This is a genomic window from Neptuniibacter sp. QD72_48 (assembly GCF_047778065.1).
Classification (GTDB): domain Bacteria; phylum Pseudomonadota; class Gammaproteobacteria; order Pseudomonadales; family Balneatricaceae; genus Neptuniibacter.
Genome location: NZ_CP180547.1, coordinates 949,815 through 975,528 on the forward strand (window position 1 = coordinate 949,815; position 25,714 = coordinate 975,528).

Below are 25,714 nucleotides of genomic sequence, written 5' to 3' on the forward strand. Positions count from 1 at the left end.
GACTATTTTCGCTTATCTATTTTGTTCACGAGCAATTGCGCGGTAAGCAATGTCTTTACGGAAGTAAGCGCCTTCCCAACTAACTTTATCTAGCAATTCATAGGCACGTTTCTGTGCTTCTGTAACTGTTTCGCCAAGTGCTGTTACGCAAAGTACGCGACCGCCTGCAGTCACAACGTTCTCACCATCAAGCTTAGTGCCAGCGTGGAAGATTTTAGTGCCTTCAGGGCATTCTGCAGGGAAAGAGATTACATCGCCTTTGCCGTAGTCACCTGGGTAGCCGCCTGCTGCCATAACAACGCCAACAGATTTACGCTCATCCCACTCAGCCGTTGTGTCAGCAAGCTTCTTATCAAGTGCTGCATTACATAGATCAACCAAGCTGGATTTTAGGCGTAGCATAATTGGTTGAGTTTCAGGATCACCGAAACGGCAGTTGTACTCGATAACCTTCGGCGTACCGTCTGCTTGGATCATTAGACCAGCATATAGGAAACCTGTGTACTCATTGCCCTCAGCTTTCATGCCATTAACTGTTGGCATGATTACTTCGTCCATGATGCGCTGATCGATCTCTGCTGTAACAACTGGAGCAGGGGAGTAAGCGCCCATGCCGCCTGTGTTCAGGCCAGTGTCGCCATCGCCTACACGTTTGTGATCTTGGCTTGTTGCCATTGGCAGAACGTTGTCACCGTCAACTATAACGATGTAAGACGCTTCTTCACCTTCTAGGAATTCTTCGATAACTACACGGCTGCCAGCATCACCAAATGCGTTGCCAGCTAGCATGTCTTTGATCGCGTCTTCAGCTTCAGTAAGCGTCATCGCAACGATTACGCCTTTACCCGCCGCAAGACCGTCAGCTTTAACTACGATAGGTGCGCCTTTTTCACGAACGTAAGCCAGTGCAGGCTCAATTTCAGTGAAGTTTTCGTACTCAGCGGTTGGGATCTGTTGACGCGCAAGGAAATCTTTAGTGAAAGCTTTAGAGCCTTCTAGTTGAGCAGCACCTTCACTTGGGCCGAAGATGCGCAGATCTTCTTTCTGGAAGTGATCAACGATACCAGCAACTAGCGGTGCTTCAGGACCAACGATGGTTAGGTCTACACTGTTTTCTTGAGCGAAAGTGCGTAGGCCATCTAGATCCATCACGTCGATAGCAACGTTTTCCATTTTGTCTTCTTGAGCTGTCGCAGCGTTACCTGGAGCTACGAAAATTTTAGCAACGTTTGCGTCTTGTGCTGCTGCCCAAGCAAGTGCGTGTTCACGACCGCCAGAACCAATAATTAGTACGTTCATTCTGTAATCCTTCTATGTAGAAAACCCCGCATCCAGTGTTTCTCTGGATCGGGGTTTAGGGCAATAAGCCTAAAGGGGATAAACCTAATTGAAGGCTTATTGCTATCTAATGCTTAGTGACGGAAATGGCGCATTCCAGTGAAGACCATTGCCATGCCGTGCTCGTCAGCTGCGTCAATAACTTCTTGATCGCGCATAGAACCACCCGGCTGAATAACTGCTCTAATACCTGCAGCTGCTGCAGAATCGATACCGTCGCGGAATGGGAAGAAAGCATCGGATGCCATAACGGAACCTTTAACTTCTAAACCTTCATCAGCAGCTTTGATACCTGCAATCTTAGCACTGTATACGCGGCTCATTTGACCTGCGCCGATGCCGATTGTTTGGCCATCTTTAGCGTAAACGATAGCGTTAGACTTAACGAACTTAGCTACTTCCCAGCAGAATAGAAGATCACGGATCTCTTGCTCTGTAGGTTGTACTTTAGAAACAACTTTTAGTTCAGATGCATCTACACGGCCAAGATCAAGATCTTGCACTAGTAGACCGCCGTTAACGCGCTTGTAGTCGAAACCGTGTGCACGGTTAGCTGACCACTCACCACACTCAAGTAGACGAACATTTGGCTTAGTCGCCACGATGTCAGATGCTTCTTGAGTTACTTTAGGTGCGATGATCACTTCAACGAATTGACGGTCAACGATAGCTTTCGCAGTGTTGCCATCTAATTCTTGGTTGAATGCGATGATGCCACCAAAAGCAGACGTTGGGTCAGTTTGGAAGGCACGGTTGTAAGCTTCTAGAATGTCAGCACCAACCGCTACACCACATGGGTTAGCGTGTTTAACGATAACACAAGCTGGTTCTTTGAACGATTTAACACATTCTAGTGCCGCGTCAGTGTCTGCAACATTGTTGAAAGACAATGCCTTGCCTTGTAGTTGGCGAGCTGTAGAAACAGATGCTTCAGCTGGCTCTTCTTCAACGTAGAAAGCAGCACGTTGGTGAGGGTTTTCACCGTAACGCATATCTTGTGCTTTAACGAACTGAGTGTTGAAAGTACGTGGGAAGTCAGCAGGCTTCTCATCTTCGCCTTCAACGATCGCGCCTAGGTAGTTAGCAATCATGCCGTCATAACCAGCAGTATGTTCAAAAGCTTTTACTGCTAGGTCAAAACGAGTTTTGTGCGTTAGACCTTTTTCGGAATCGAGTTCAGCAACAACATTGTCATAGTCAGAAGCATTAACAACGATTGCTACATCTTTATGGTTTTTCGCTGCAGAACGAACCATTGTTGGACCACCGATGTCGATATTTTCAATCGCCATAGGTAGATCGCAATCAGGGCGTGCGATAGTTGCAGCAAATGGGTAAAGGTTTACAACCACCATATCGATTGGGTTGATGCCATGCTCAGACATGATGCCATCATCCTGTCCGCGGCGACCCAAAATACCACCGTGCACTTTAGGGTGCAGAGTTTTAACACGGCCGTCCATCATTTCAGGGAAGCCTGTGTAATCGGATACTTCTACTGCAGGAATGCTATTTTCCTTAAGTAGTTTGTAAGTACCGCCAGTAGAAAGGATTTCAACGCCGCGAGCGTTTAGGGCTTGTGCAAACTCAACGATACCTGTTTTGTCAGATACGCTGATCAGTGCACGGCGAACGGGAGTGATGTTCTGTGCCATTGTGTCTGGATTCCGAGTAGTCTTAAAAAATTGTGGATTAAAGCAAGCCGTACTGTTTTAGCTTTTTACGCAGCGTACCGCGGTTAAGGCCTAACAGTTGGGAAGCTTTAGTCTGATTATCTTTTGTGTAAGTCATCACTGTTTCGAACAGTGGTGCTTCAATTTCAGAAAGAACCATTTGGTACACGTCTGTCACTGGCTGACCGTCAAGCTGACGAAAATAGTTGTTCAGTGACTGCTCTACATTGTCACGTAGAGTCTGGTTAGTAGCTTCTGCTGGGTCGGACACGAGAGCCGGTTGCTTAATTTCTTTGTATTCCACAGTACTAAATATCCAATCTAAACTAGGCCGCAACGTTGTTTGCTAAAGCTTCATCGAAATATTTTTCGATAGCTGCGGCCTGATCTGCTGCTGTTTCTATAATATTAAATTGCTTGCGAAAGCTACTTCCGTTTGGCTGATTCTGCAGATACCACCCTACATGTTTTCGCGCGATACGAACGCCCATGTAGTCACCATAGAAACTATGTAGTTCCTGCAGATGAGCTAACAGAATTTCTCTAATCTCAACTAGTGATGGAGGGGGCAGGATTGTACCTGTTCGCAGATAATGATCAATCTCTCTAAACAGCCAAGGTTGACCTTGTGCTGCACGACCGATCATTACTGCAGAGCAACCAGTATGCTTAAGTACCCATTCTGCTTTTTCAGGAGAAGTGATATCTCCATTAGCAAAGACGGGAATGGATATAGCGTCAGCAATACGGGCGATAGTGTCGTATTCTGCCGTTCCCTTATAGCCGCAACGACGTGTGCGGCCATGAACTGCCAGTGCTTGAATACCTGCTTCTTCAGCTATTTTCGCAACAGTTAAACCGTTACGATTGTCTTGATCCCACCCTGTGCGGATTTTCAGTGTGACTGGAACATCCACTGCCTGAACAACAGCATTGAGAATGTCTTTAACCAGTGGCTCATCCTTAAGTAATGCAGAACCTGCAGCTTTATTGCACACTTTCTTCGCAGGGCAACCCATATTGATATCAATAATCTGGGCGCCGCGTTCTACATTCATTGCCGCAGCGTGGGCCATCATCTCTGGGTCGCCACCCGCGATCTGAACAGATCGAGGTTCGGCTTCACCGCTATGATTTAGACGAAAAGCAGACTTTCGTGATTTCCATAAGCGAGTATCAGATGTAACCATTTCCGAGACTACTAGACCTGCGCCCATACGTTTGCATAACTGCCTAAATGGTTGGTCAGTCACGCCAGCCATTGGTGCAAGAATCACCTGACTGTCAATGATGTATGAACCGATCTGGAACATAGCGAGCCTTAAAAATAGTTAATAAACACCCGCAGCGTCACGAATGACACTGTTAGTTGAGTGATTAGGGAGGCGAACAATCATACTCCTTAGCGCTAGGGTCTCCAAGGATTTTTTTGATGATTTTTTGAACAATTTACCTTGATTTTTTATAGCGCTGGCGCTAGTAGTTCAAGTTGGTAATTTATGCCACGCATGCCGGGAGACATTAGGTCTAGGGAGATCTGAATGGGTTGATGAGTAGGCATGGACTTCAGGTTAACAGCTGATCGATCTAGATAGGATTCAGGCTGAAGCGTTCGACTTGCAACAGGTCGACCTTTGAGATCTGAAAATGCTATATGAAGAGCCGGATAAGGCTGGTTATGATTCGCTTCATTTATTAGGACTAAATCAATAGTTATTGCATCAGCGATTTCTGAATGCGGGCGAATTAAAAATTGTTGATTGGTTATTTTAGCGGTATCGACTCGCGTGGGAATATTGCAATCAATATGTTGGCAGACTGTGTCATATAGAGGTCTATATGTGTGAGTCCAATATAGGTCACCACGGTTAAACCAAAGATGCTGAGCTATTAACGTTAAGGCTGCTAAAACACAGCCAATGAACCACCAAGGTGAAGATGTGCCATTGTTAGTACTGCGATTTAGTACAACAGGTTCTGTTTCTATGGTCAGGGTTGGCACATCCGCAGGTGCGACGGTTTTAATCAGCTCTTCTTGGCCTTTTATAGGGAGTGATCTAGCAGTATCGACTGATTTTTCAGTTGATGGTGTTTCTGTCGTAAGATTTAAGTCTAAATCTAATTTATTAAAGGTGTTTGTTGTTTCGTCTTTCCTGGTTGTGACTTTAGGGGGGGGGGCTTGTTCTGCGGCTTTCGGTTTCAGTTCATGTTCTATAGCACAAAAGATAACTAGACAGGCACCGCACCTTACCTGTCCGTTAGCTACCTTTAATTGTCCAGGTGTAACTCTAAATTGAGTTTCACAGCTTGGACATTGAGTGATTATGCTGCTTTTTTGCATCTGGATTTAACTGTGTTTTGTTCCTGTAACACGAATCCAACCCTCTTTTTCGGCGATAGGGTCAAGGTCAAACCATTCACTATAAGTATTAATGATCTCTGTAGCTTGTGGGCTTAATAGGCCTGATAAGCAGAGTTTACCGCCAGGGCTCACCAATGCTTCAAGTGTAGGTGCTAGTTGGACCAATGGTCCAGCTAGAATATTAGCTACTAGTACCTCAGCTTTCTCAGAAGGCGTATTTTCTGGCATGTAAACATGCAAAGAGTCATCTTCTAGACGGTTACGGGCGAGGTTGTCTTTTGTTGCTTGCAGCGCTTGGGGGTCGATGTCGACGCCGATTGCTCGTTTTGCACCGAGTAACAAGCCTGCAATTCCCAAAATACCTGAGCCGCAACCATAATCAATTAAGAAATTAGTGTTGCTGATATTTTGATCTAGCCACTCTAAACACAAGGCGGTAGTTGGGTGTGTGCCTGTACCAAATGCAAGGCCTGGATCGAGCATCAGGTTAACCGCATCTGCTTGAGGTGGTTCTCGCCAGCTCGGGCATACCCATAGGCGTTCCCCAAATTGCATCGGATGGTAGTTATCCATCCACTCTCTTTCCCAATCCTTGTCTTCGAGAATTTCTGCTTTGATAGAAGGGGCAGGGAGCTCAGGGAATAGCTGTTCATGGCCTTGCTTAATATATTTTAGTGTCTCTTCTAGATCATGCTCCGCTGAGAAAAGGCCGGTAATAGTTGTGTTTTTCCAAAGCGGGGTAGTGCCAAGGTCAGGCTCAAAGATAGGCTGATCTTCACTGTCTTCGAAGGTGACGGCAGCGCAGCCAGCACTGAGTAATAAATCTTCGTAAGGTTCAGATTGATCGGGATTGGTTTTGATTTTGATCTGCAACCAAGGCATTAGTTTTCTTCCATATCAAGCGCTTAGATGAATTTATAGTATCGGTCATAATTGCAGATAAGAACAGAATGTTTTGGCGCTAGAGAATAAAAAACCCGCCGAGGCGGGTTTTTTGATTGGATTTCGCTTACAGACCTAGCTTCTTCTCAAGGTAGTGGATATTGACTCCACCTTCTTGGAATTTAGCGTCACGAACAATATCTTGCTGTAAAGGAATATTGCTGCGAATGCCATCAACTAGCATCTCACCTAACGCAATTTCCATACGCTTAAGTGCGGTCTCACGATCTTCGCCGTAGCTGATCAGCTTAGCAATCAGAGAGTCGTAATGAGGTGGAACTGTATATCCGTTGTATAGATGAGAATCTACACGGATACCGTTACCGCCTGGCGCGTGGAAGTGTTTAACTGTACCTGGGCTAGGCAGGAAGGTCTTAGGATCTTCTGCATTGATACGGCACTCGAAGGAGTGGCCCTGTACTTTAATATCTTCCTGTTTCAGTGAAAGAGGGTAGCCAGACGCAATGCGTAGCTGTTCTTTTACGATATCTACACCAGTGATCATCTCAGTAACAGGATGTTCTACCTGTACACGAGTGTTCATTTCGATGAAGTAGAAGCCGCCATTTTCGTATAAGAATTCGAAAGTACCTGCACCGCGGTAGCCAATCTCTATACATGCATCAACACAAGCTTGAAGTACTTGAGCGCGTGCTTCCGGATCTAGGTGAGGGGCTGGTGCTTCTTCAACAACTTTCTGGTGACGACGTTGCATAGAACAGTCGCGGTCGTATAGGTGAACTGCGTTGCCTTGACCATCAGCTAGTACTTGAACTTCCACGTGACGCGGATTTTCTAAGTATTTTTCCATGTATACAGTGTCATCACCGAAAGCTGCAGCAGCTTCGGATTGAGTTACATGGATAGAGCTGATTAGGGACGCTTCAGAGTGAACAACACGCATACCTCGGCCACCACCGCCGGCAGCGGCTTTGATGATTACTGGGTAACCGATACGGCGAGCTATCTCGTGAATTTCTTCAGGGTTGTCAGACAATGCACCGTCTGAACCTGGAACGGTTGGTACGCCTGCAGCTTTCATCGCTTCGATTGCAGAAACTTTATCACCCATTAGGCGGATAGTTTCAGCTTTAGGGCCGATGAAGGTAAAACCTGAGCGCTCAACCTGTTCAGCAAAGTCAGCGTTTTCTGCTAAGAAACCGTAGCCAGGGTGAATGCCTACAGCGTCGGTTACTTCAGCAGCAGCAACAATTGATGGGATGTTTAGGTAACTTTTAGGCGATGGAGCAGGGCCAATGCAGACAGCTTCGTCAGCTAGGCGCACATGCATTAAATCGCGATCTGCCTGAGAGTGGATAGCAACGGTTTTGATATCCAGCTCTTTGCAGGCGCGAAGGATACGAAGCGCAATTTCGCCTCGGTTCGCAATCACTACTTTATCGAGCATCGAATGGAGATCCTTGCTTTTGCGTTAGAGGCTTAAACGATAGTAACCAGTGGCTGGTCATATTCAACAGGCTGGCCATCTTCAACTAGGATAGCTTCGATTAGGCCTGCTTTGTCAGCTTCAATTTGGTTCATCATTTTCATTGCTTCAACGATGCAGATTACGTCGCCAACTTTAACTGTCTGACCTACTTCAGCAAATGCTGGAGAGCTTGGGGATGGTGCAGTGTAGAACGTACCAACCATTGGAGACTTAACAACGTGACCTGAAGTTTGAGGTGCTTCTGGTGCAGCTTCGGTTGCTGGAGCAGGTGCTGCAGCTGGAGCTGCAACAGCAACAGGTGCTGCAACAGGGGCAGCAACTACGCTAGAGCCACGGCTGATGCGTACGGACTCTTCACCTTCTTTAATTTCGATTTCGTTAATGTTGGATTCTTCCAACAGTTCAATCAGCTTCTTGACTTTACGAATGTCCATTCTGACTTATATCTCTCTAAACTATCAGTATATTGTTTATTATTCGGCAATCTTTCGAACAGCAGATTGCAAAGCAAATTCATATCCCTGTGCACCTAAACCACAAATTACGCCATCAGCTACATCTGAGAGATAAGAATGATGACGGAAAGTTTCGCGAGCGTGGACGTTGGATAAGTGAACCTCAATAAAAGGAATACTTACGCCCAATAATGCATCGCGAAGGGCAACACTTGTGTGAGTAAAAGCAGCGGGATTTATAATTATGTAAGCAATACCTTCGTCCTGAGCTGCATGGATGCGTTCGATCAGGACGTATTCGCGGTTGCTTTGGCAATGAACCAACTCGTGCCCACTCTTTTTGGCTTGTTCAACCAAATTTTGGCAAATGTCATCCAATGTATCTGATCCATATACTTCAGGCTCACGCTTCCCAAGAAGGTTGAGATTAGGGCCGTTTAGTAGCAGGATCTTTGCCATGACTAATTTCCAGAAAGTGGGCTATTTTTCACGATTGAGCCCATAGTTTGCCGTAGTCTCTTTATCTTGTCTACATCTAAGCAAGTTTTTGCTGTTTTGCTTCATTTTTACCGAAAATGCCTTCTAAATCCCTACGAAACATGAATATAAAATGAATTTTTGCTGCTTTGTTGTATTTGGTTCTTCTAATATTCGTTCTTTGGGCTATAGTTTGAGGTTTTTAGCTACAAGTTTGTTGACGTTGTCTTCAATATTGTGGATATTGCAATGCGGAAGTTGTGTTTTAAACAAAGGCAGCAAGTGAGGGATTCTGATAATGATAAGACGGGTTGTATTTAACCAGAAGGGCGGCGTTGGTAAATCTAGCATCGCAATTAACCTGGCGGCGATTAGTGCGGCGCGCGGTAAGCGTACTTTGGTTATTGATTTGGATCCCCAGTGTAACTCTAGTCATTATCTTTTAGGTGAAGATTATCAAGAGGTTACGCCGGATATTCGTGACTTCTTTGAGCAGACTCTCACATTTCAGTTGAAGCCCGAAGGGCCTGAATATTTTATTCACCAGACACCCTATGAAAATTTGAGTGTGATGCCGGCAAATGCAGAACTGGGTGACCTTCAGTCCAAGCTGGAGTCTAAGCACAAGATTTATAAACTGCGTGATGCCTTAGATAAGTTGGCGGATGATTACGATGTGGTTTATATCGATACACCTCCTGCATTTAACTTTTATACCTTATCAGCGCTAGTTGCTTCCGATCGCTGTTTGATCCCGTTTGATTGCGATGAATTTGCTCGTCAGGCTTTATACAGCTTGTTGGCGAATGTGCATGAAACCCGTGAAGATCATAATGATAAGCTGGAAGTTGAAGGGATCGTTGTTAATCAGTTCCAGCCGCGTGCGAGTCTACCTAAGCGTATTGTGGGTGAGTTGTTGGATGATGATTTACCTGTGCTAGAAACAAAAATCTCTGCATCGGTTAAAATGCGCGAATCTCACGACGACACTTGTCCGTTGATCCATTTTGCACCTAAGCACAAACTGACTCAGGAATTTGTGACGCTATTCGAAGAATTAGCTCACTAAAAGTTTTGGTAGAGCATAAAAAAAGCTGCATTAATGCAGCTTTTTTTGCTTGCAGGGAACCCTAGCAGGTTTGCTCTTCTATTTTTGGTGCGTTACAAGCTAGCTCTTCTGGTGCAACGACTGCACTACCAATAAGTAATGAGCCTTTGTGCTCACCAACATACATCTTTGTGGTGGAGCGCTTGTTTTTATTGTCGATGAAGACAATGTTAAGTTGACCAGAGGGTTTTAAATTCAGCTCATAGGTTTTGCCATCTTGAACATAGCTAGGGTTTGTTCCCTCAGCAATAGGTTCAATGAAAATACGACGAATCTGACGGCCTTTGAAGCCAGATTTAATATATTTCTGTAATGAGCGACGAGACTCCTTGTCGACACCTTCCCAGTTAATCAGATTAAAAATACCTTGAGCATCACGGCTGCCAAAAGAGTTGAGGTAATTTTGTACCAACTCACGGTTCTGATCGGCGAAAGCGCTGTTGGAGATCAGGATTGCGAAAGCAGTAATAAGTGTCTTTCGAAGTGTCATTTTTCACCTCTGTTTTTATGAATTTCCTGAGACAGCTGTGCTTAGTATATATTTTTTTTAGCTTACGAAAAGCTGAATGGTTATGAGATAGGGAATTTTATGTAATAAAAAAACCCCGCGAAGCGGGGTTTTTTGAATAAGATTGGCAAAAGAGAAACTTATTTAGCTTCTTCGTACGCCTTAACGCCAGCAACGATAGCTTCTTTAGCTGCTGCTGCGTTGCCCCAACCTTCAACTTTAACCCACTTGCCTTCTTCTAGACCTTTGTAGTTTTCGAAGAAGTGCTTGATGCGGTCAAGTTCTAGCTGCGGAAGATCTTCAATGTCGTTCACATCACGGTAAGCTTTAGTTAGCTTGTCGTGTGGTACAGCAACTAGCTTAGCATCTTCACCAGCTTCGTCTGTCATGTTAAGAACGCCTACTGGGCGGCAACGGATAACAGAACCAGCGATTACTGGGTAAGGAGTCAGAACTAGTACGTCTAGTGCGTCGCCATCGTCAGCTAGTGTGTTGTTGATATAACCGTAGTTAGCTGGGTAGAACATTGGTGCAGCCATGAAACGGTCAACGAAGATCGCGTCTTCTTCTTTCTCGATCTCGTATTTAACCGGAGAGCTTTCTGCCGGAATTTCGATGATTACGTACAGATCGTTTGGCAGATCTTTACCTGCTGGTACTTGTGCGAAGCCCATGTTTGTCTTCCTGTAAGTAGTTTTGAAAAGGTTACATCTAAAGTCTGGGGATTATGTCCCAGACTTTAGCGGTTATGAATACTACTTAAAGCTGAAACGTATAACTTTAAGTATTGAGTTTAGCTGCTTGACCGTCACCAGATTCAGCGTGGTATGACAGCAGAGTCTCTACTTCATTTTTAGAACCGAGTGCTACACCGCTACGTTGGTGAATATGAGTAGGCTCTAAATCCATGATATTTTTGTAGCAAGTGCTAGAGATGCCGTCAGCTTGCTCAATCAGCATGCTCATTGGGTTGCCTTCGTACATTAGGCGAAGTTTGCCCGGCTTAGTTACGTCACGGCTATCCCATGGGTAGCAGAAAATGCCACCACGAGTAAGTACACGGTGAACTTCAGCAACCATAGACGCGATCCAACGCATGTTGAAATTTTTGCCACGTACACCTTCGGAGCCTTCTAGAAGGTCGCCAACATAGTTGCGCATCTCTTCTTCCCAGAAGCGATGGTTCGACATGTTGATCGCAAACTCTTTAGTGTCTGCCGGGATAGTCACATTTTCTCGAGTCAGGATGAAATCACCTGTATGAGCCAATGTGAAGAAGTTAACGCCATGGCCTGTTGTCAGTGCAAGAATAGAGGACTGACCGTATAGTACATAACCTGCTGCAATCTGCTTGCGGCCTGTCTGTAGGTAGGCTTCGTCAGAACTTGGGTCCATACCTTCTGGTAGTTCTAGGATGGAGAAAATAGTGCCCACTGAAACGTTAATGTCGATATTTGAAGAACCGTCTAGTGGATCGAAAATCACTAGGTATTTGCCTTCAGGATTACCGGCTACAGGATGGTCTTCTTCCTCGGATGCCAAGCCTGCTACTAGAGGATTATCTAGTAAGAATTTTTTCAGAAGATCGTTTGCGATCACGTCCATTTTTTTCTGGGTTTCACCCTGAACGTTGGTGTTGTCTGTGGATCCCAAAACTCCAGCTAATTCACCTTCACGAAGTTGGATCGCAACTTCTTTACAGGCAAGCATTAAGGTGCCAATCAAATCAACTAATTTGTCTTCGGTTTCCTGTTGTTTCAGGAACTGGCTCAGCAGAAGCATTCTTGTATTTTCTCTCAAATAGAGTGGTTGGAAAGTTGGCTGGGAATTTTACGTGAAACTTTGATGAAATGCATGGGGTGTTGAGGTATTTCGGTTAAGAAATGCTCAGTATTTTGGCGAAGGAGTAGGGATTTTTCCGCAATCTTAAAAATAGTCGTGTATGCGGGCTGCTATCTGAGACCCAAAACAGGCAATTTGGCTGTGAGGCCGGTTATTAAAACTGCTATGATGACGGTCGCTTTTTTGAAGGAGTATACGGGTGCATATTCATATTCTAGGTATTTGCGGAACCTTTATGGGATCGCTGGCAATATTGGCTAAACAGCTAGGACATAAAGTGACGGGTTCTGATCAAAATGTGTACCCGCCTATGAGTACGCAGCTTGAATCCCAAGGTATCGAACTAATTCAAGGATTTGATCCTTCGCAATTTACACCAGAACCCGATCTGGTTGTTGTGGGTAATGCTATGTCCCGCGGTAACCCAGCGGTTGAATATGTACTGAATAAAGGGCTGAAATATACTTCTGGCCCGCAATGGTTATCAGAATATCTCCTTCAAGATAAATGGGTGTTAGCAGTATCAGGCACCCATGGTAAAACTACGACTTCAACTATGCTGGCTTGGATTTTAGATCATGCAGATATGAAGCCTGGTTTCCTGATCGGTGGTGTGCCGTTGGATTTCGGTGTTTCAGCTCGTGTAGGTGATTCCCCTTTTTTTGTCATTGAAGCTGATGAGTACGATACCGCTTTCTTTGATAAACGTTCCAAGTTTGTTCACTACCACCCACGTACCCTGATTATGAATAATTTGGAGTACGATCACGCTGATATATTCCCTGATTTAGCGGCAATTCAGAAACAATTTCACCATGTCGTAAGAATCGTGCCTGAAAATGGTCAGATTATTCTTCCGCAAGGGGAGAGTGCGTTAGAAGAAGTTATCGAGATGGGCTGTTGGACCGAGGTGTCCAGAACTAGTTTAGAGTCTGATAACAGTGAATGGCAGGCGAAATTACTGAGTGAGGACGGCAGTCAGTTTGAAGTGCTCCACCAAGGAAAAGTGCAGGGTACTGTTACTTGGCAGATGACAGGTCGCCACAACGTTAACAATGGTTTAGTTGCTATTGCTGCGGCGAGAAACGTTGGCGTTCAGCCTCATCATGCGGTGGAAGCGTTAAATGCATTTGCAGGTGTTAAACGTCGTATGGAGCTGCTTGATACCGTTGCAGGAGTCTCTGTTTATGATGACTTTGCGCATCACCCAACTGCAATTAGCACTACTTTGCAGGGCATTCGAGCACAAGTTGGAGATGCTAAAATAGTAGCAGTGGTTGAGCCTCGCTCAAATACGATGCGCTTAGGTACGCATCAATCTTGGTTGGCTGAGTCGGTCGAGTTGGCAGACCAAGTTTGCTGGTATCAGCCGGAAGGTTTGAACTGGTCTCTCGATAAAGTCGTAGAACAATGCCAAGTGCCGGCGCAGGTATTCACGCAAACACAAACACTTATTGATGAACTGGTACCGACGCTAGAACCAGATACGCACATAGTCATTATGAGTAATGGTGGTTTCGAAGGTATTCATCAGCGCTTATTGGCAAAGCTGCGTGAGCGTTTTGAAGGTTAGTTATTCAAATTAGGTTTTAATATTTATGAGTACTACTCAGCAAGAGAAAATTACTTTAGCTATCACAGGCGCTTCTGGTGCGCAGTATGGTTTAAGGCTTTTACAGTGTTTATTGGCTGAAGGTCTGCAAGTTTTCGTAATGATCTCACGTGCTGCTCAAGTTGTGATTAATACAGAAACAGATCTGAAATTACCGGGTACGCCCTCAGATCAAGAATCTTATCTTGCAAATTTGTACTCAGCCAAAGATGGGCAGTTAAAGGTATTTGGGCGAGAGCAATGGATGGCGCCTGTTGCTTCAGGTTCCGGTGCGCCGAGTCGGATGGTCGTATGCCCCTGTAGCACTGGAAGTTTGTCTGCGATTGCTACGGGTGCGAGTAACAACTTGATTGAACGTGCTGCCGATGTGGCCTTGAAAGAGCGTCGGCAGCTTATTTTAGTGCCACGAGAAGCCCCTTATTCTGAAATCCATTTAGAGCATATGCTAAAGCTGACTCGAATGGGAGCCGTGATGATTCCAGCGAGTCCAGGTTTTTATAACCGCCCAGAAACAGTGGAAGATATGATTGATTTTGTGGTCGCGCGAATCCTTAATCAGTTAGGGATAGAGCAAAGCCTGTTACCTCGTTGGGGTGAAGAGCTTATTTAGATGCAATAAAGCCACCTAGCAGGTAGAATTGCGCCCTAAAATAGAGATGTAATGGCTTGATGTAGTCGTTTCTCTTTAAAGGTAAATTTAAAATTCCAAAGTGATCTGATTAATGTCCAAAATTTTAGCGCTTGATACTTCTACTGATGCTTGTTCTGTAGCTTTGAGTCTTAACGGTGAAATTCAGGAAGATTTTCGGGTCATCCCTCGTCAGCATACTCAGCAGCTTCTACCGATGGTGCAGGAAATGTTGGCAAATGCACAGTTAGCTGTCACTGAGTTAGATGCAATCGCGTTTGGGCGTGGTCCGGGTTCTTTTGCAGGTATTCGAATTGCCACTGGCGTGACTCAGGGCTTAGCTTACGCTGCAGATCTACCTGTGCTGCCTGTATCTACTCTGGCTGCGCTTGCTTTAGCCGCTTCTGATAAAGAGCAAGTTTCGTCCGTTGTGGCTGCTTTAGATGCTCGTATGAATGAGATCTATGTGGCGAGCTACCAAATCAAATCAGGTGAGCTAACAACACTTTTAGATGAAAAAGTATGTGCACCTGCGGAATTGAGCCTAAGTGAAGGTTCCTATTTTGCAGTAGGCAGTGGCTGGCGTTATCTTGAAGATATGAGTTCAGACACTCAGAATGCCATTTCTGTGAGTGAAGAGCTTTATTATCCCTCCGCAGCTTACATGCTTAAATTGGCTGAACAAGATTGGACGCAAGGAAAAGCGGTCGCAGCAGATCAGGCGTTGCCTGTTTACCTCCGTGATGAAGTTGCGTGGAAGAAAAAGGATCAACAATAGATGGATTTTTTTCAGGTCATTATTCTGGCCTTACTTCAGGGATTGACGGAATTTCTACCGATCAGTAGCTCTGCTCACCTTATATTACCTTCGCAGCTTTTAGATTGGCCAGATCAGGGCTTGGCGTTCGATGTAGGTGTGCATGTAGGGACCTTATTCGCAGTTGTTGCGTATTTTCGCCAAGATTTAACGCAGATGTTTTATGCTTGGACGCGCAGTATATCTGGCACCCACTCACCAGACTCTCGTTTAGCTTGGTTGGTTATACTTGCTACCGTGCCGGCAATGTTTGTCGGTATATTTCTCAACGATTTTATTGATCAAAACCTACGCTCTATGTTGGTTATTGCGGGAACCACGCTGATCTTTGGCGCGTTATTATGTTGGGCTGATCTGTTTAGAGTTGAAACTCGTCAGATCGAGTCGTTGAAAGTTAAAGATGCACTTGTGATCGGTTGTGCTCAAGCCCTAGCGCTAATTCCAGGTACATCTCGAAGTGGTATCACCATCTCTGCGGCCTTAATGCTTGGTTTAGAAAGGCAGGCTGCTGCACGCTACTCTTTTTTGCTCTCTGTACCAATCATTCTAGGGGCAGGTCTTGTTAAGGGCATAGATCTCTATGCTCAAGGTGAGAGTGCTCCTTGGTTAATGGTTGCTCTTGGTACTTTGATTGCGGGCATTAGTGCATTCAGCTGTATCCACTTCTTTCTTAAGTGGCTGGACCGTATTGGGATGCAGCCATTTGTTGTATACCGTATGATTCTGGGTATCTTCCTTTTAGTTATTTGGTTTACCACCGCTTAAGGCTTTTCGGTTTTTGAATGTCTAATCCAGCCCTTACAGATATAGTAATTGTTCCAATGCATGCTGATTTTGCTGAACAAGCAGAGCAGCTTGCCACTAGATTACAGCTACCAATCAAATCACCTGATGAGGTCCATGACTTCTCTTTAGAGTTGCAGTTTTCTGAGCAAGGTTTAAGACTGCAACCTTGTGGAAAAAAAGCGCCAGGTCCAACTTACGCTGATTTTGTTTCAGGTGCGGTTGCCCATCGCCGTCAGTTTGGTGGTGGTAAAGGCCAGATGATTGCTAAAGCAGTGGGTATTAAAGGCGGTATAACGCCACAAGTGCTGGATGCTACAGCAGGTTTAGGTAAAGATGCCTTTGTATTGGCAACCTTGGGTTGCGATATGACTTTACTAGAGCGATCACCAATTGTTCATGCGCTCTTAGAGGACGGTTTAAACCGGGCTTCAGAGAGTGAAGTGGCTGATATCGTCGAGCGCATGCAGCTTCATAATGCGAATAGTATTGAGTGGATGCAGGTTCAGGCTAAGCAAGGCAAAACTTTTCAAGTGGTCTATCTTGATCCTATGTTTCCCCACAACGATAAGAGCGCGTTAGTGAAAAAAGAGATGCGCGCGTTTCGCCCAGTAGTAGGAGACGATCTGGATGCAGATCAGTTATTGGATGCGGCATTAGCGATAGCTGAAAATCGCGTTGTGGTTAAACGTCCGCGTAAAGCTCCCTTTTTGGCGGATCGAAAACCTTCTTTGCAGTTCCAGGGTAAATCCAGTCGCTATGATATCTATCCTTTGAAAAAACTTGAGTCTTAGCTGTCTTAGGCTACTGGTTTAGGTTAGCGCTCTCTAAGTTTGTGATCGATCAGTGAGATCATATGTGGGCGCAGGATTTTGTTTGCTTGTTTAAATAAACTTTCGCTATCAAAATTTGCTCTGATCCTGGCATTCTCTTCTCGCACAAAGTCCAAATTACGCAGCTGTTTGATAAAGGATTTTAGTACTTGTTCATCCTTATATTCAGGCGTGCTGTAGCCATATTCTAGGTGGATGCTTTCTGCAATCTGCTGGCTGCTATGGATGAGATCGTCGCGGCTAATCTCTTCATATCGCGTGAGTACTCGAAGCAAAATATAGTAACGCAGAATGATCGGTTCAGCGTTGAGTATAAGCGTGTTAACCAATGCGTTAGAGGTAGTTTTCCATATCTGAGGCTCGGACTCTTCAAGTAGGTTCTGCTCTAGTAGTCCATCTCGAATCTGTTTTAGTTGATCGGTGAGTTCTTCCATTTTGTAAGGCAAAAATAGTTCGGCCTGTAAAAATGGATAGAGCATACGAATAGTTCGATTGATGTTTTGCGCGCGTGGTGACTCCAAACGGTGAGCTAGTAATAAGTACATGCTGGGGAGCACCAACATATGTTGAATGTTATTACGATAAAAGCTCATCTCTTGCGCTTGAGCCTGATTGATCTCTACTAGATTAAGTTTGGTTTCTAGCTGCCTCATATTATGGGCGCTTTGGATCCAATCAGAAGGTTTTCCGTCTGGTAATAGAGCTGTGTTTGGATAGAGCTGTGTTAATAAGTTGAGCAAACGCGTGCTTTTATCACTCAGTTCAGCAACCGATTGTAGCTGACTACCGCTCAGTAAACAGGTGGCCAACAAGCTGCTTTTGGTAACACCAGCTGCTTGGTTAATATTGCACATAACTTGCTGAGAGATATTGGTGACATCCTCTTCTAGGGAAAGGCTAGAATCAGAGTGGTTTTCCAACGGTATAGGTTTACCAAAACTCAGCAGTGTCTCACCAAACTTCTGTCTTAGAATTTTTAGCGATGAGAAAAACTCAGTAAATGACTCTCGCTTTTTCTTGGCTCCAGCTAACTCTTTTTGGTAGCTGCGGCTTTCGACTAGACGATCATAACCAATCCAAACTGGAATCAGAGCAACGGGCTTAGGGCTACCTTCACGGAAAGAACCGATAGTCATAGAGAGGAGGCCGGTTTTAGCTGGCAGTAATCGACCGGTGCGGCTACGCCCACCTTCGATAAAGTATTCTAAGGCGTGGCCTCTATGGCTCATCTGCTCCAAATAGGTTTTATATAAGCAGGCGTAAAGCGGGTCGCCATGAAACTTACGACGCATAAAGATTGCGCCGCCGCGTTTTAATATGGGCCCAACAACGGGGATGTTTAGGTTTTCGCCTGCAGCTACATGGGGAATCATTAAACCATGGCGATATAGAGCCCAAGATAACAACAAATAATCCATGTGACTGCGATGGCAGGGTAGGTAGATAATCTGATGGGTTTTAGAAATCTCTTGAACTTCTGCCGTGTTATGAATTTTTACCCTGTTGTAGAGGCGTTTCCATACCCAGTTAAGAATGGGGTCTAAGAGCCTAATTGTTGTTGGGCTGTAGTTCGCTGCGATTTTATCAAGGGTTTTAAAACAGTGTCTTTCGATTCTATGACGACTGGTATTTCTCTCAGCTGCTTGCAGATCTATAGCCTTTTGTACATTGGGGTGCTTCAGCACTAAAGAGATCAATGTTCGGCGATGTGATAGGTCAGGACCAATGATTGATGCTCGAAGAATACTGAAGTGCGTACGAAGGACCCTCGCTGTTTTTCGTGCGATGGACTCAACATTGCCTTCTTTAACCATCAACTGTTGCAGATCTAGTGGTTTATCCACAGAAACCAGTGTTTGGCGGCCATTGATAAGGAGCTGCATAAAGCTGCCTAAAGGGCCAGCTTTATGCCATGTTTCAGTACAGAGCAGATTAAGCCAAGATTTTTCTCTGTTTGGTCGACGGCCATGAAAAATTGAGACAGGGATAATCTGAATATTTAGTTTAGGGTTACTTTGCTGTGTTGCTACGATCTCTGTTAAATCTTCTTTAAGCGGACTTTTCCCTTCGGAATCAGCAAAAAGAAGCTGCTGCTCCATAAAGGGGATACCTTGTTTTTGCAGCACGTTTTTTAACAGAAGCTGGTGGCTTAAGCGGTCGTTTTCCAGAATGTAATAAGCATTACGGGTCGATTTTGCTTGTAATAATTCAGGGTTTACCACGCGAGGGCGGGTAACGATATTGATGAATTGCCGACCTAAATAATGTAAACCGCTTTGTAACAACGACAGCATATTTCCCTTTTGCCTCAATAATGTGGAGGGGGTGGCTCATTATCGCCAGAGCCAGCAACTCCGTCCACCGTTAGGTTTTTCAACTGCTGGTTCATGATCTTGAGCATACGTTTTAAACGCTCTAGTTCAATCTCCTGAGATGCAACCATGTTATTTAATTTATCCAGAGTGTCTTCTTGAAACGCCACGCGGGTTTCTAACTCTGTAATGCGTTCTTGATCGTTCATTGAATGGATCCAAGCCATGCGTGTGATTGAGATTTAGCATAGTTTATCAGACTACGATATTAAACGAATGTGGCTTATTTGCGGGATTAACAATATAAGCTGTTGAAAAAAATCACGAAATTCGCTATACCTCTCTGTTTGGTAGGGATAATCTTTATTCCGCCAGTACAAGTGCTATTCATGTGATAAATGACAATATAATACAATGAGGGTTAATCAGTGATTCGTAGTCTGATTGTGAGTGCTATCGCGGCCGTTTTAGTGCCAGTTCTGTTAGGTTCGGTAGCGGGTGTTGAGGTTGAGTTATCTAATATTGCTGCTGTGGCAGTTGTGTTTGTAGTGACTTTTGCTGCTTCTTTCTTTGCAGCGTCTGGTAACAATGCTGAAGCAGATGCTTCTGTAGTAAATGGTGCAGAAGAAGAGTATATCGACGAAAACGATGACCGTGAGCAGGGCACCGTTAAGTGGTTTAACGTGTCTAAAGGTTTCGGCTTTATCACCCGTGGTGAAGACGATGACGTATTTGTTCACTTCCGTAATATTCGTGGTCGTGGTCACCGATCTTTGGCAGAAGGTCAAAAGGTACGCTTCCATGTACGTGAGAGTGATAAAGGTCTTCAGGCGGAAGATGTTTCTGTTGTAAGAGACTAAGCTCATTCCAACGGGGTTGCTGTTCTGGTAACCCCGTTGTATTCACCACTTTAATTCTCACCTGCCTAAAATCGCTTCAATTCTTCTCGTTACTTCCTCGATTCCACAATAGCCATAGCTAATTGCATGTGCTCCGGCTTCTGTTGCAATAAATAGCGAAGGAAACCCTTGAGCGCCAAGCGCGTGGCTTTGTTGTATTTGTTGCTCTAATTCTGTTTGGGCTTCAGGGCTAGTCATTAGTGCGCTGAAACTGTCTTTGTCCAACCCAATCTCTGCAGCAAGGTTAGCAAGTACTTCTATATCAGAAGGATTTAAAGCCTTTTGATAATAAGCTTTTTGAATCGCATCTATCATTTCAAAAGCAGCATCTGACTCAAGATGCTCAGCGGCAATCACGGCGCGACAGGCTGGATAAGTGCTACGTCTAGGCGTGTTCTCGCGCCAGAAGTCGAAATTGAATTTAGCTCCAGTATGTTCCTCAATGTGCTGCCAAATTGAGATCAGTTTTTGTTGCATCGCTTCTGGCATAGGCAGATCTGAGTCAGGGGCTAAGCCTCCCATCAGCAATTGCCACTGCAATTCTGGATACTTATCTTTTAAGTGGGAAATCACCGGTGAGAATGCCCAGCACCAACTGCACATTGGGTCCATGACGTAGATGAATTTGTTCATGTTTATCCTTCTATCTGGAGGTTCAGTTACACCACTTAAGTGATTCTTACAGACCTATATTACAGTGAGATAGTTCCATAATTATCTGTAGTTTTACTTAGAGTTAGATATTAGTTCTCTTTCCGTGAACGAATGGTTCTTTAAAAAGCGTTAGTTAAGCGTACTTCCACTGGTTAGACTCCCGAGGAAAGCACGTACCTGCTCAACCTATTAGCTTTGTAGTCGAAGGATAATGTATGAATATGAATGAAATGTTAGGTGTTGATGTCTCTATTATCCAAGCGCCTATGGCTGGAGTGCAGGATTGGCGATTGGCGGCTGCTGTATCCGATGCTGGTGGATTAGGCTCTATTCCTTGTGGGATGTTATCTACGGAGCAGATATGTGCCGAAATTGAGCAGTTTATAGCGTATACAAATCGCCCTTTTAACCTTAACTTCTTTTGCCATCAGGTCCCTTCAGTAAGCGATCAGGAGATAGCTGCTTGGATCGATCAGTTATCGCCTTACTATCAGGAAGCGGGGCTAGAACCTGAATACAGTGCGAAAGCGTCACGCATGCCTTTTAGTAAAGAGGCCGCTGATGCAATCGAAAAATATGCGCCGCCTGTCATGAGTTTCCATTTTGGGTTACCAGAACCTGATCTTCTAGCGAGAGTAAAAGCCTGGGGAGCGACAGTGCTTTCGAGTGCGACAACGGTCGAAGAGGGTATCTGGTTAGCTGAAAATGGTGCTGATGTAGTGATTGCCCAAGGTGTTGAAGCTGGCGGCCATCGAGGCATGTTTTTAACTAAGGATTTGGAAACCCAGCTAGATACAAAAACGTTGGTAGCAAAATTATCTGCTGAGCTTTCGATTCCAGTGATTGCTGCGGGTGGTATTGCTGACCAGAGCGATATTAAAGATATGTTGGGTCTAGGTGCTCAAGGAGTGCAGATAGGCACAACTTATCTGTTATGCGATGAGGCTAAGACTAGCGATATCCATCGGGGGATGTTGCAGCGGACAGATATCCCTACCGCCATTACCAATCTTTTCTCAGGTCGACCTGCTAGAGGCATTCGAAATCGTGTTATGCAAGATTTGGGTGACTGGTCAGAAGTGGCATTGGCTTTTCCTTTCTCAACTCAGGCTATAACCCCTTTGCGCAGTTATGCCGAAAGCAAAGGCTTAGGTGATTTTACGCCCTTGTGGTCAGGGGAAAATCGTTTTGGATGTAAGGCCATATCTGCAAAGGATTTAACTGTCGAATTGTCGCTAGCCTTTAAAGCATAAGTTAACTGTTTTAACTTGTTTTAGAGGGCAATCTATTTCTTCTGTTCGCAATCTAACTTATAGTCTTTTTATCAGAATGATTCTCTTTTAAAGGGATTATGGATAGTTAAGGAGTTAGGTGTGGACATTGGATTAATTGTTACGTTGGTTGTTCTGTTAGGTGTGATTTTTTACATAGTCAGCATCTACAATAGCTTAGTGAAGTTGAAAAACCGTTATGAAAACGGCTTTTCACAAATCGAGGTGCAACTAAAGCGCCGTTACGATCTTATTCCTAACTTAGTGGAAGTCGCTCAAGGCTATATGAAGCATGAGCGCGAAACGCTTGAAGCAGTCATTCAGGCGCGCAATGAAGCGTCCGCTTTGTTAAAAGGTGCAGCGTCTGTACATAGTGCGGACTCATTACAACAGTTGTCAGGTGCTGAGAATCAGCTGCAGTCGGCTTTGGGTAAGTTGAACTTTGTCATGGAAGATTACCCAGACTTAAAAGCCAATGAAAATATGATGCAACTGTCGGAGGAACTATCATCCACCGAAAACCGTGTCGCTTTTGCTCGCCAAGCGTTTAATGATTCGGTGACTGAATACAACACTTACCGTCAATCTTTCCCACCCGTTTTCTTCGCAAATATGTTTGGTCACTCTCAAGATGCTACTTTGCTTGAGTTTGATGACAGCGAACAGATTCAAGCAGCACCAAAAGTAAGTTTTTAACAACTTGCGAGGTTGTTGATTCATGAATTTTTTTGAGCAACAGGACAAAGCCAGGCGTAATACCGGCTGGCTTGTCTTTCTTTTCTGCTTAGCTGTATTTAGCTTAATCCTAATTACCAATCTTTTGGTGGGTCTGGCTTTTCATTTTCTATCGAGTAACACAGCCAATCTAGTACCCGCTTACGATACATCTCTCTTCGGAAGTCTAGGTATATTTTCTTGGCGAAGCTTTGGGCTGATAAGTTTAGCTGTCGGCGGAGTGGTTGGGTGCGCTATTTTGTACAAATGGTGGCAATTATCCTCGGGTGGTAAAGCGGTGGCTGAGTCATTAGGCGGCGTACGCATACTACCAGATAGCGAAGAGCCGAATGAGCGTTTGGTACTTAATGTCGTCGAGGAGATGGCATTGGCTTCAGGGATGCCTGTCCCGCCGGTATACCTAATGGCGCATGAAATGGGTATTAATGCCTTTGCTGCAGGCAATACACTTGCTGATGCAGTTATCGGTGTCACCCAAGGTTCTATTGAGCACTTTAAAAGAGATGAGCTGCAGGGCGTTATTGCGCATGAATTCAGTCATATTCTGAATGGTGATATGCGCTTAAATCTGCGTTTGATCTCTTTGCTGCATGGCATCGTGTTTATTGGGCAAGTAGGGGAGCTCTTTGCTCGAGGTGGCAGTGATCGTCGTTCTGACGGCCGGGTAGCGCTGCTTGGCTTTGGACTGATGATCGTCGGTTGGTTAGGGATCTTTTTTGGGAAACTAATTAAATCAGCAGTGAGTCGACAGCGTGAGTTTTTGGCGGATGCCAGTGCAGTGCAGTTCACACGTAATCCGGAAGGTATTGCGAATGCACTTAAATTGATTGGTGGATATTCGCCGGGCAGTGAGATTAATAATTCTCATCGTAGTGAAGTTAGCCATCTGTTTTTTGGCCAAGCTATCTCTAGTCTTTCTAGTCTATTTGCAACGCACCCTCCAATTGTTGACCGAATTCTTCGTGTTGATCCCCATTGGGATGGCAACTTTCTTTATCGTGGTAACGAAACCCGAGAGCGAAAGCTTGAAGAAGAGCAGCAGAAAAGCGAAGAAAAACGTCAAAGAGTTCAAGAGGCTGCTGCTATAGGTGCAGCGGTTATGACGGGTACTGGGGAGAGTGCTTTAACAGATAATAGTTTGAGTGCAGCGCGAGAGAAAATAGATCAAATCCCAGAGTTTTTGTATAAACAGGCGAAAGAATCCTTAGGCGCGATGTCTATCTGTTGCTCCTTACTGCTTCACAGTGAAGGTGAGCTACGCCAGAAACAGTTAGAGATGATCAAGGCAACGGAGTTTCAGGGTTTAGAGCAGGAAGTACTTAAAACGGCTCAGTCGGTAGATAATCTTCAAGAGCACTGTCGTTTACCTCTGATAGAGTTATTGCTTCCTGCACTGAAGTGCATGTCAGCGGAACAGTATAAGCAGTTTAAACGCTTATTAATGCAGTTGATTAGAGCGGATAAGAAAACTGATCTATTTGAATGGTGCTTATTCCAGTTGGTTCAGCATTATCTCGCAGGGCAATATGAGCCCGAACTCAAGAGCGCTCCGCGTTATAAAACACCGGGTCAGATTGGTGATGAATATGCGCAAATATTATCTGCTGTGGCTCGTTTTGGTCATGAAGATGAAGAAACAGCAGAAAGGGCGTTTAATCGAGGAGCAGGTGCGGTTTCTCTGTATAACATCCACCTTTTACCGGCTGAAGAGTGCGATGTTCAGGTGTTTGTCAAAGCGGTAAATGTGTTGGGACTTGCTTATCCACTGCTTCAGCGTCGTTTATTAATTGGGCTTTGTCGCTGTATTGAGCATGACGGCAAGCTTACAACGACCGAACGTGAGTTGATAACGACAATTGCGGCCATCATGGGATGTCCGTTGCCAAAGCTAGAGTTTCTAGAAGAGGGCTAATAAATAATAAGCAAGCTCAGACTAGGCTTGCTTATCTTTTTGAATGGAAATATTAGCTTATTAACAGGCTAGCTGCTTTTTTGAAGTGAGCCTTTCCATCTCTTCTTTAAGATGTTCTGGCGAATAATCTACAAACTTTCGACCGGCAACTAGGCGACTAAGTGTGCGCCCCTCTATATGCACATACACTCGATCATGAGAACGGTGGAATTCAATTACCTCGCCAGTTTTATCTTTTTCGAAATGACCATCGGTAAAAACTTTATCTAATTGAACAGTTAGGTCTTCACTATTATTAGTTTGTTTGATGACCGTTGCCGGTATGCAGTGACCGCTTTCTAGAATAGTTACGCCGTCGCCAATGGTGTAGTTGCCGTATTTATCTTCGGCTTTACGTTGTAGTAACTCGTCAACGACATCAATAAGGATATTTTTTACTACCTCATGAGCTTCAAATGATCCCAAGAGTTTTTCACAAAAAGCGCGGTGATCTGATGCGGAATGCCACGCAGCAGCATTGTTATCGTTCACTGCCTGACGAATAAGTTGATTGAACCTATTGATATCCATCTACTTCTCTCCCTGAGTTGTTTACTGCCTTGTTAGGGTGGACTCTCAGAAGATTAGACGGGATTAACTAAAACTCAAGAAATGACCGATCCCAACTAATTGAGAATTTTTCAATACTAAGTAGTGGAAAAGACGGATTTTTGTACATCCTAAGTATAGCTTTCTGCTTATGTGTCCTTTTTCCACTCTAAAGAGAGAGAGACTGAGTCAGCAAATCTTAGGGCGTGTGGTTTATCAATAGTTACTTTGGCATAAACCGTCCATGGGTGAGTTGTGCATATATCTAAGACATCAGAAACGAGTTTTTCGAGCAGTAAAAAGCGTCCATCTTCTACATGCTTAATTATTTCTTTTGTGATGGTTTTGTAATTGAGAGCCTGATCAACATCATCATCGGCGAAAGCTTTATTCGCTGGATACTGAATTTCGATATTAATAACCACATCCTGCTGTTTTTCCATCTCTTCAGGGTTAAAACCAATAAAAGTACGTAAGCGAAGATTGGTGATGTTGATAATTGCGTTGCTGAGCAT

The 25,714-nt window shown here is 44.6% G+C and carries 27 protein-coding genes; 10 read left to right on the top strand and 17 right to left on the bottom strand.

What is annotated here, in order from left to right; all coding sequences use genetic code 11:
- Nucleotides 1-12: 12 nt before the first annotated feature.
- The 9 genes from purD to aroQ all read right to left on the bottom strand — a co-directional run bounded on the left by purD (nucleotide 13) and on the right by aroQ (nucleotide 8,679).
- On the bottom strand, nucleotides 13-1,299 hold the full coding sequence (gene purD / locus ACMXYX_RS04090; protein WP_415906529.1) for a phosphoribosylamine--glycine ligase: 1,287 nt from the start codon (nucleotides 1,297-1,299) through the stop codon (nucleotides 13-15).
- Nucleotides 1,300-1,412: 113 nt separating this feature from the next.
- On the bottom strand, nucleotides 1,413-2,993 hold the full coding sequence (gene purH / locus ACMXYX_RS04095) for a bifunctional phosphoribosylaminoimidazolecarboxamide formyltransferase/IMP cyclohydrolase (RefSeq protein ID WP_415906530.1): 1,581 nt from the start codon (nucleotides 2,991-2,993) through the stop codon (nucleotides 1,413-1,415).
- A gap of 37 nt (nucleotides 2,994-3,030) precedes the next feature.
- Nucleotides 3,031-3,315 (bottom strand): DNA-binding transcriptional regulator Fis, encoded by a 285-nt coding sequence (fis, locus tag ACMXYX_RS04100; RefSeq protein WP_415883738.1) that lies wholly within the window; start codon nucleotides 3,313-3,315, stop codon nucleotides 3,031-3,033.
- Nucleotides 3,316-3,337: 22 nt separating this feature from the next.
- The gene (gene dusB / locus ACMXYX_RS04105) at nucleotides 3,338-4,324 is read right to left on the bottom strand and encodes a tRNA dihydrouridine synthase DusB (RefSeq protein WP_415906531.1); all 987 of its coding nucleotides are present in this window, start codon (nucleotides 4,322-4,324) and stop codon (nucleotides 3,338-3,340) included.
- 149 nt (nucleotides 4,325-4,473) lie between these two features.
- On the bottom strand, nucleotides 4,474-5,352 hold the full coding sequence (locus ACMXYX_RS04110) for a zinc-ribbon and DUF3426 domain-containing protein (RefSeq protein ID WP_415897671.1): 879 nt from the start codon (nucleotides 5,350-5,352) through the stop codon (nucleotides 4,474-4,476).
- A 6-nt stretch (nucleotides 5,353-5,358) separates the two neighbouring features.
- Nucleotides 5,359-6,255: a 50S ribosomal protein L11 methyltransferase gene (gene prmA, locus ACMXYX_RS04115; RefSeq protein ID WP_415883741.1), complete on the bottom strand. Its 897-nt coding sequence runs from the start codon at nucleotides 6,253-6,255 to the stop codon at nucleotides 5,359-5,361.
- Between the two features lie 127 nt (nucleotides 6,256-6,382).
- Complete coding sequence (accC, locus tag ACMXYX_RS04120; RefSeq protein ID WP_415883742.1) at nucleotides 6,383-7,723, bottom strand: acetyl-CoA carboxylase biotin carboxylase subunit; 1,341 nt, start codon at nucleotides 7,721-7,723, stop codon at nucleotides 6,383-6,385.
- Between the two features lie 32 nt (nucleotides 7,724-7,755).
- The gene (gene accB, locus ACMXYX_RS04125; protein ID WP_415906532.1) at nucleotides 7,756-8,199 is read right to left on the bottom strand and encodes an acetyl-CoA carboxylase biotin carboxyl carrier protein; all 444 of its coding nucleotides are present in this window, start codon (nucleotides 8,197-8,199) and stop codon (nucleotides 7,756-7,758) included.
- A gap of 39 nt (nucleotides 8,200-8,238) precedes the next feature.
- On the bottom strand, nucleotides 8,239-8,679 hold the full coding sequence (gene aroQ / locus ACMXYX_RS04130) for a type II 3-dehydroquinate dehydratase (RefSeq protein ID WP_415883744.1): 441 nt from the start codon (nucleotides 8,677-8,679) through the stop codon (nucleotides 8,239-8,241).
- Between the two features lie 316 nt (nucleotides 8,680-8,995).
- Between aroQ and ACMXYX_RS04135 the strand changes: the two genes are divergently transcribed.
- Nucleotides 8,996-9,766: a ParA family protein gene (locus tag ACMXYX_RS04135; protein ID WP_415883745.1), complete on the top strand. Its 771-nt coding sequence runs from the start codon at nucleotides 8,996-8,998 to the stop codon at nucleotides 9,764-9,766.
- A 61-nt stretch (nucleotides 9,767-9,827) separates the two neighbouring features.
- Here the strand turns inward: ACMXYX_RS04135 and ACMXYX_RS04140 are convergent, their stop codons facing one another.
- The 3 genes from ACMXYX_RS04140 to ACMXYX_RS04150 all read right to left on the bottom strand — a co-directional run bounded on the left by ACMXYX_RS04140 (nucleotide 9,828) and on the right by ACMXYX_RS04150 (nucleotide 12,095).
- Nucleotides 9,828-10,295 (bottom strand): hypothetical protein, encoded by a 468-nt coding sequence (locus ACMXYX_RS04140; protein ID WP_415897673.1) that lies wholly within the window; start codon nucleotides 10,293-10,295, stop codon nucleotides 9,828-9,830.
- 158 nt (nucleotides 10,296-10,453) lie between these two features.
- The gene (gene ppa, locus ACMXYX_RS04145; protein WP_299180651.1) at nucleotides 10,454-10,987 is read right to left on the bottom strand and encodes an inorganic diphosphatase; all 534 of its coding nucleotides are present in this window, start codon (nucleotides 10,985-10,987) and stop codon (nucleotides 10,454-10,456) included.
- 106 nt (nucleotides 10,988-11,093) lie between these two features.
- A complete protein-coding gene (locus tag ACMXYX_RS04150) occupies nucleotides 11,094-12,095 on the bottom strand; it encodes a class 1 fructose-bisphosphatase (protein WP_415883747.1) in 1,002 nt (333 codons plus the stop codon).
- A 259-nt stretch (nucleotides 12,096-12,354) separates the two neighbouring features.
- Between ACMXYX_RS04150 and mpl the strand changes: the two genes are divergently transcribed.
- From mpl to ACMXYX_RS04175, 5 genes are all read left to right on the top strand, one after another.
- Nucleotides 12,355-13,728: a UDP-N-acetylmuramate:L-alanyl-gamma-D-glutamyl-meso-diaminopimelate ligase gene (gene mpl / locus ACMXYX_RS04155; RefSeq protein ID WP_415906533.1), complete on the top strand. Its 1,374-nt coding sequence runs from the start codon at nucleotides 12,355-12,357 to the stop codon at nucleotides 13,726-13,728.
- Nucleotides 13,729-13,753: 25 nt separating this feature from the next.
- Nucleotides 13,754-14,377, top strand: a complete 624-nt coding sequence (locus ACMXYX_RS04160; protein ID WP_415883749.1) for a flavin prenyltransferase UbiX — start codon at nucleotides 13,754-13,756, stop codon at nucleotides 14,375-14,377.
- A 112-nt stretch (nucleotides 14,378-14,489) separates the two neighbouring features.
- Nucleotides 14,490-15,173, top strand: a complete 684-nt coding sequence (gene tsaB / locus ACMXYX_RS04165; RefSeq protein WP_415897675.1) for a tRNA (adenosine(37)-N6)-threonylcarbamoyltransferase complex dimerization subunit type 1 TsaB — start codon at nucleotides 14,490-14,492, stop codon at nucleotides 15,171-15,173.
- The gene (locus ACMXYX_RS04170; protein ID WP_415883751.1) at nucleotides 15,174-15,977 is read left to right on the top strand and encodes an undecaprenyl-diphosphate phosphatase; all 804 of its coding nucleotides are present in this window, start codon (nucleotides 15,174-15,176) and stop codon (nucleotides 15,975-15,977) included. It abuts the gene before it with no gap.
- 17 nt (nucleotides 15,978-15,994) lie between these two features.
- Complete coding sequence (locus ACMXYX_RS04175; protein WP_415897676.1) at nucleotides 15,995-16,789, top strand: class I SAM-dependent methyltransferase; 795 nt, start codon at nucleotides 15,995-15,997, stop codon at nucleotides 16,787-16,789.
- 23 nt (nucleotides 16,790-16,812) lie between these two features.
- Here the strand turns inward: ACMXYX_RS04175 and plsB are convergent, their stop codons facing one another.
- Entirely contained in the window at nucleotides 16,813-19,122 is a 2,310-nt protein-coding gene (gene plsB / locus ACMXYX_RS04180) for a glycerol-3-phosphate 1-O-acyltransferase PlsB (protein WP_415897677.1), read from the bottom strand.
- A gap of 14 nt (nucleotides 19,123-19,136) precedes the next feature.
- Nucleotides 19,137-19,349, bottom strand: coding sequence for a SlyX family protein (locus tag ACMXYX_RS04185; protein WP_415897678.1), 213 nt, complete (start codon nucleotides 19,347-19,349; stop codon nucleotides 19,137-19,139).
- 219 nt (nucleotides 19,350-19,568) lie between these two features.
- On the opposite strand from ACMXYX_RS04185, the gene ACMXYX_RS04190 reads away from it, so the two are divergent.
- Nucleotides 19,569-20,000, top strand: a complete 432-nt coding sequence (locus ACMXYX_RS04190) for a cold-shock protein (RefSeq protein ID WP_415883755.1) — start codon at nucleotides 19,569-19,571, stop codon at nucleotides 19,998-20,000.
- Between the two features lie 57 nt (nucleotides 20,001-20,057).
- Here ACMXYX_RS04190 and ACMXYX_RS04195 read toward each other — a convergent pair whose 3' ends face one another.
- On the bottom strand, nucleotides 20,058-20,672 hold the full coding sequence (locus ACMXYX_RS04195) for a DsbA family protein (RefSeq protein WP_415897679.1): 615 nt from the start codon (nucleotides 20,670-20,672) through the stop codon (nucleotides 20,058-20,060).
- A 236-nt stretch (nucleotides 20,673-20,908) separates the two neighbouring features.
- Between ACMXYX_RS04195 and ACMXYX_RS04200 the strand changes: the two genes are divergently transcribed.
- The 3 genes from ACMXYX_RS04200 (at nucleotide 20,909) to ACMXYX_RS04210 (ending at nucleotide 24,611) form a co-directional block, all read left to right on the top strand.
- Nucleotides 20,909-21,946, top strand: coding sequence for an NAD(P)H-dependent flavin oxidoreductase (locus tag ACMXYX_RS04200; protein WP_415897680.1), 1,038 nt, complete (start codon nucleotides 20,909-20,911; stop codon nucleotides 21,944-21,946).
- Between the two features lie 120 nt (nucleotides 21,947-22,066).
- Nucleotides 22,067-22,660, top strand: a complete 594-nt coding sequence (locus tag ACMXYX_RS04205; RefSeq protein ID WP_415883758.1) for a LemA family protein — start codon at nucleotides 22,067-22,069, stop codon at nucleotides 22,658-22,660.
- A gap of 22 nt (nucleotides 22,661-22,682) precedes the next feature.
- Nucleotides 22,683-24,611 (top strand): M48 family metallopeptidase, encoded by a 1,929-nt coding sequence (locus tag ACMXYX_RS04210; RefSeq protein ID WP_415906534.1) that lies wholly within the window; start codon nucleotides 22,683-22,685, stop codon nucleotides 24,609-24,611.
- Between the two features lie 60 nt (nucleotides 24,612-24,671).
- On the opposite strand, the gene ACMXYX_RS04215 is transcribed toward ACMXYX_RS04210, so the two are convergent.
- Together ACMXYX_RS04215 and folX are read right to left on the bottom strand one after the other, a co-directional pair.
- Nucleotides 24,672-25,181, bottom strand: coding sequence for a hypothetical protein (locus ACMXYX_RS04215; RefSeq protein WP_415883760.1), 510 nt, complete (start codon nucleotides 25,179-25,181; stop codon nucleotides 24,672-24,674).
- A 167-nt stretch (nucleotides 25,182-25,348) separates the two neighbouring features.
- The gene (gene folX, locus ACMXYX_RS04220; RefSeq protein WP_415883761.1) at nucleotides 25,349-25,714 is read right to left on the bottom strand and encodes a dihydroneopterin triphosphate 2'-epimerase; all 366 of its coding nucleotides are present in this window, start codon (nucleotides 25,712-25,714) and stop codon (nucleotides 25,349-25,351) included.

What these genes read in the sequence shown, in the direction of transcription:
- purD (WP_415906529.1), bottom strand. Translation starts at nt 1,299, where the DNA reads ATGAACGTACTAATTATTGGTTCTGGCGGTCGTGAACACGCACTTGCT.
- purH (WP_415906530.1), bottom strand. Translation starts at nt 2,993, where the DNA reads ATGGCACAGAACATCACTCCCGTTCGCCGTGCACTGATCAGCGTATCT.
- dusB (WP_415906531.1), bottom strand. Translation starts at nt 4,324, where the DNA reads ATGTTCCAGATCGGTTCATACATCATTGACAGTCAGGTGATTCTTGCA.
- ACMXYX_RS04110 (WP_415897671.1), bottom strand. Translation starts at nt 5,352, where the DNA reads ATGCAAAAAAGCAGCATAATCACTCAATGTCCAAGCTGTGAAACTCAA.
- prmA (WP_415883741.1), bottom strand. Translation starts at nt 6,255, where the DNA reads ATGCCTTGGTTGCAGATCAAAATCAAAACCAATCCCGATCAATCTGAA.
- accC (WP_415883742.1), bottom strand. Translation starts at nt 7,723, where the DNA reads ATGCTCGATAAAGTAGTGATTGCGAACCGAGGCGAAATTGCGCTTCGT.
- accB (WP_415906532.1), bottom strand. Translation starts at nt 8,199, where the DNA reads ATGGACATTCGTAAAGTCAAGAAGCTGATTGAACTGTTGGAAGAATCC.
- aroQ (WP_415883744.1), bottom strand. Translation starts at nt 8,679, where the DNA reads ATGGCAAAGATCCTGCTACTAAACGGCCCTAATCTCAACCTTCTTGGG.
- ACMXYX_RS04135 (WP_415883745.1), top strand. Translation starts at nt 8,996, where the DNA reads ATGATAAGACGGGTTGTATTTAACCAGAAGGGCGGCGTTGGTAAATCT.
- ACMXYX_RS04140 (WP_415897673.1), bottom strand. Translation starts at nt 10,295, where the DNA reads ATGACACTTCGAAAGACACTTATTACTGCTTTCGCAATCCTGATCTCC.
- ppa (WP_299180651.1), bottom strand. Translation starts at nt 10,987, where the DNA reads ATGGGCTTCGCACAAGTACCAGCAGGTAAAGATCTGCCAAACGATCTG.
- ACMXYX_RS04150 (WP_415883747.1), bottom strand. Translation starts at nt 12,095, where the DNA reads ATGCTTCTGCTGAGCCAGTTCCTGAAACAACAGGAAACCGAAGACAAA.
- ACMXYX_RS04160 (WP_415883749.1), top strand. Translation starts at nt 13,754, where the DNA reads ATGAGTACTACTCAGCAAGAGAAAATTACTTTAGCTATCACAGGCGCT.
- tsaB (WP_415897675.1), top strand. Translation starts at nt 14,490, where the DNA reads ATGTCCAAAATTTTAGCGCTTGATACTTCTACTGATGCTTGTTCTGTA.
- ACMXYX_RS04170 (WP_415883751.1), top strand. Translation starts at nt 15,174, where the DNA reads ATGGATTTTTTTCAGGTCATTATTCTGGCCTTACTTCAGGGATTGACG.
- ACMXYX_RS04175 (WP_415897676.1), top strand. Translation starts at nt 15,995, where the DNA reads ATGTCTAATCCAGCCCTTACAGATATAGTAATTGTTCCAATGCATGCT.
- plsB (WP_415897677.1), bottom strand. Translation starts at nt 19,122, where the DNA reads ATGCTGTCGTTGTTACAAAGCGGTTTACATTATTTAGGTCGGCAATTC.
- ACMXYX_RS04185 (WP_415897678.1), bottom strand. Translation starts at nt 19,349, where the DNA reads ATGAACGATCAAGAACGCATTACAGAGTTAGAAACCCGCGTGGCGTTT.
- ACMXYX_RS04195 (WP_415897679.1), bottom strand. Translation starts at nt 20,672, where the DNA reads ATGAACAAATTCATCTACGTCATGGACCCAATGTGCAGTTGGTGCTGG.
- ACMXYX_RS04200 (WP_415897680.1), top strand. Translation starts at nt 20,909, where the DNA reads ATGAATATGAATGAAATGTTAGGTGTTGATGTCTCTATTATCCAAGCG.
- ACMXYX_RS04210 (WP_415906534.1), top strand. Translation starts at nt 22,683, where the DNA reads ATGAATTTTTTTGAGCAACAGGACAAAGCCAGGCGTAATACCGGCTGG.
- ACMXYX_RS04215 (WP_415883760.1), bottom strand. Translation starts at nt 25,181, where the DNA reads ATGGATATCAATAGGTTCAATCAACTTATTCGTCAGGCAGTGAACGAT.
- folX (WP_415883761.1), bottom strand. Translation starts at nt 25,714, where the DNA reads ATGCTCAGCAACGCAATTATCAACATCACCAATCTTCGCTTACGTACT.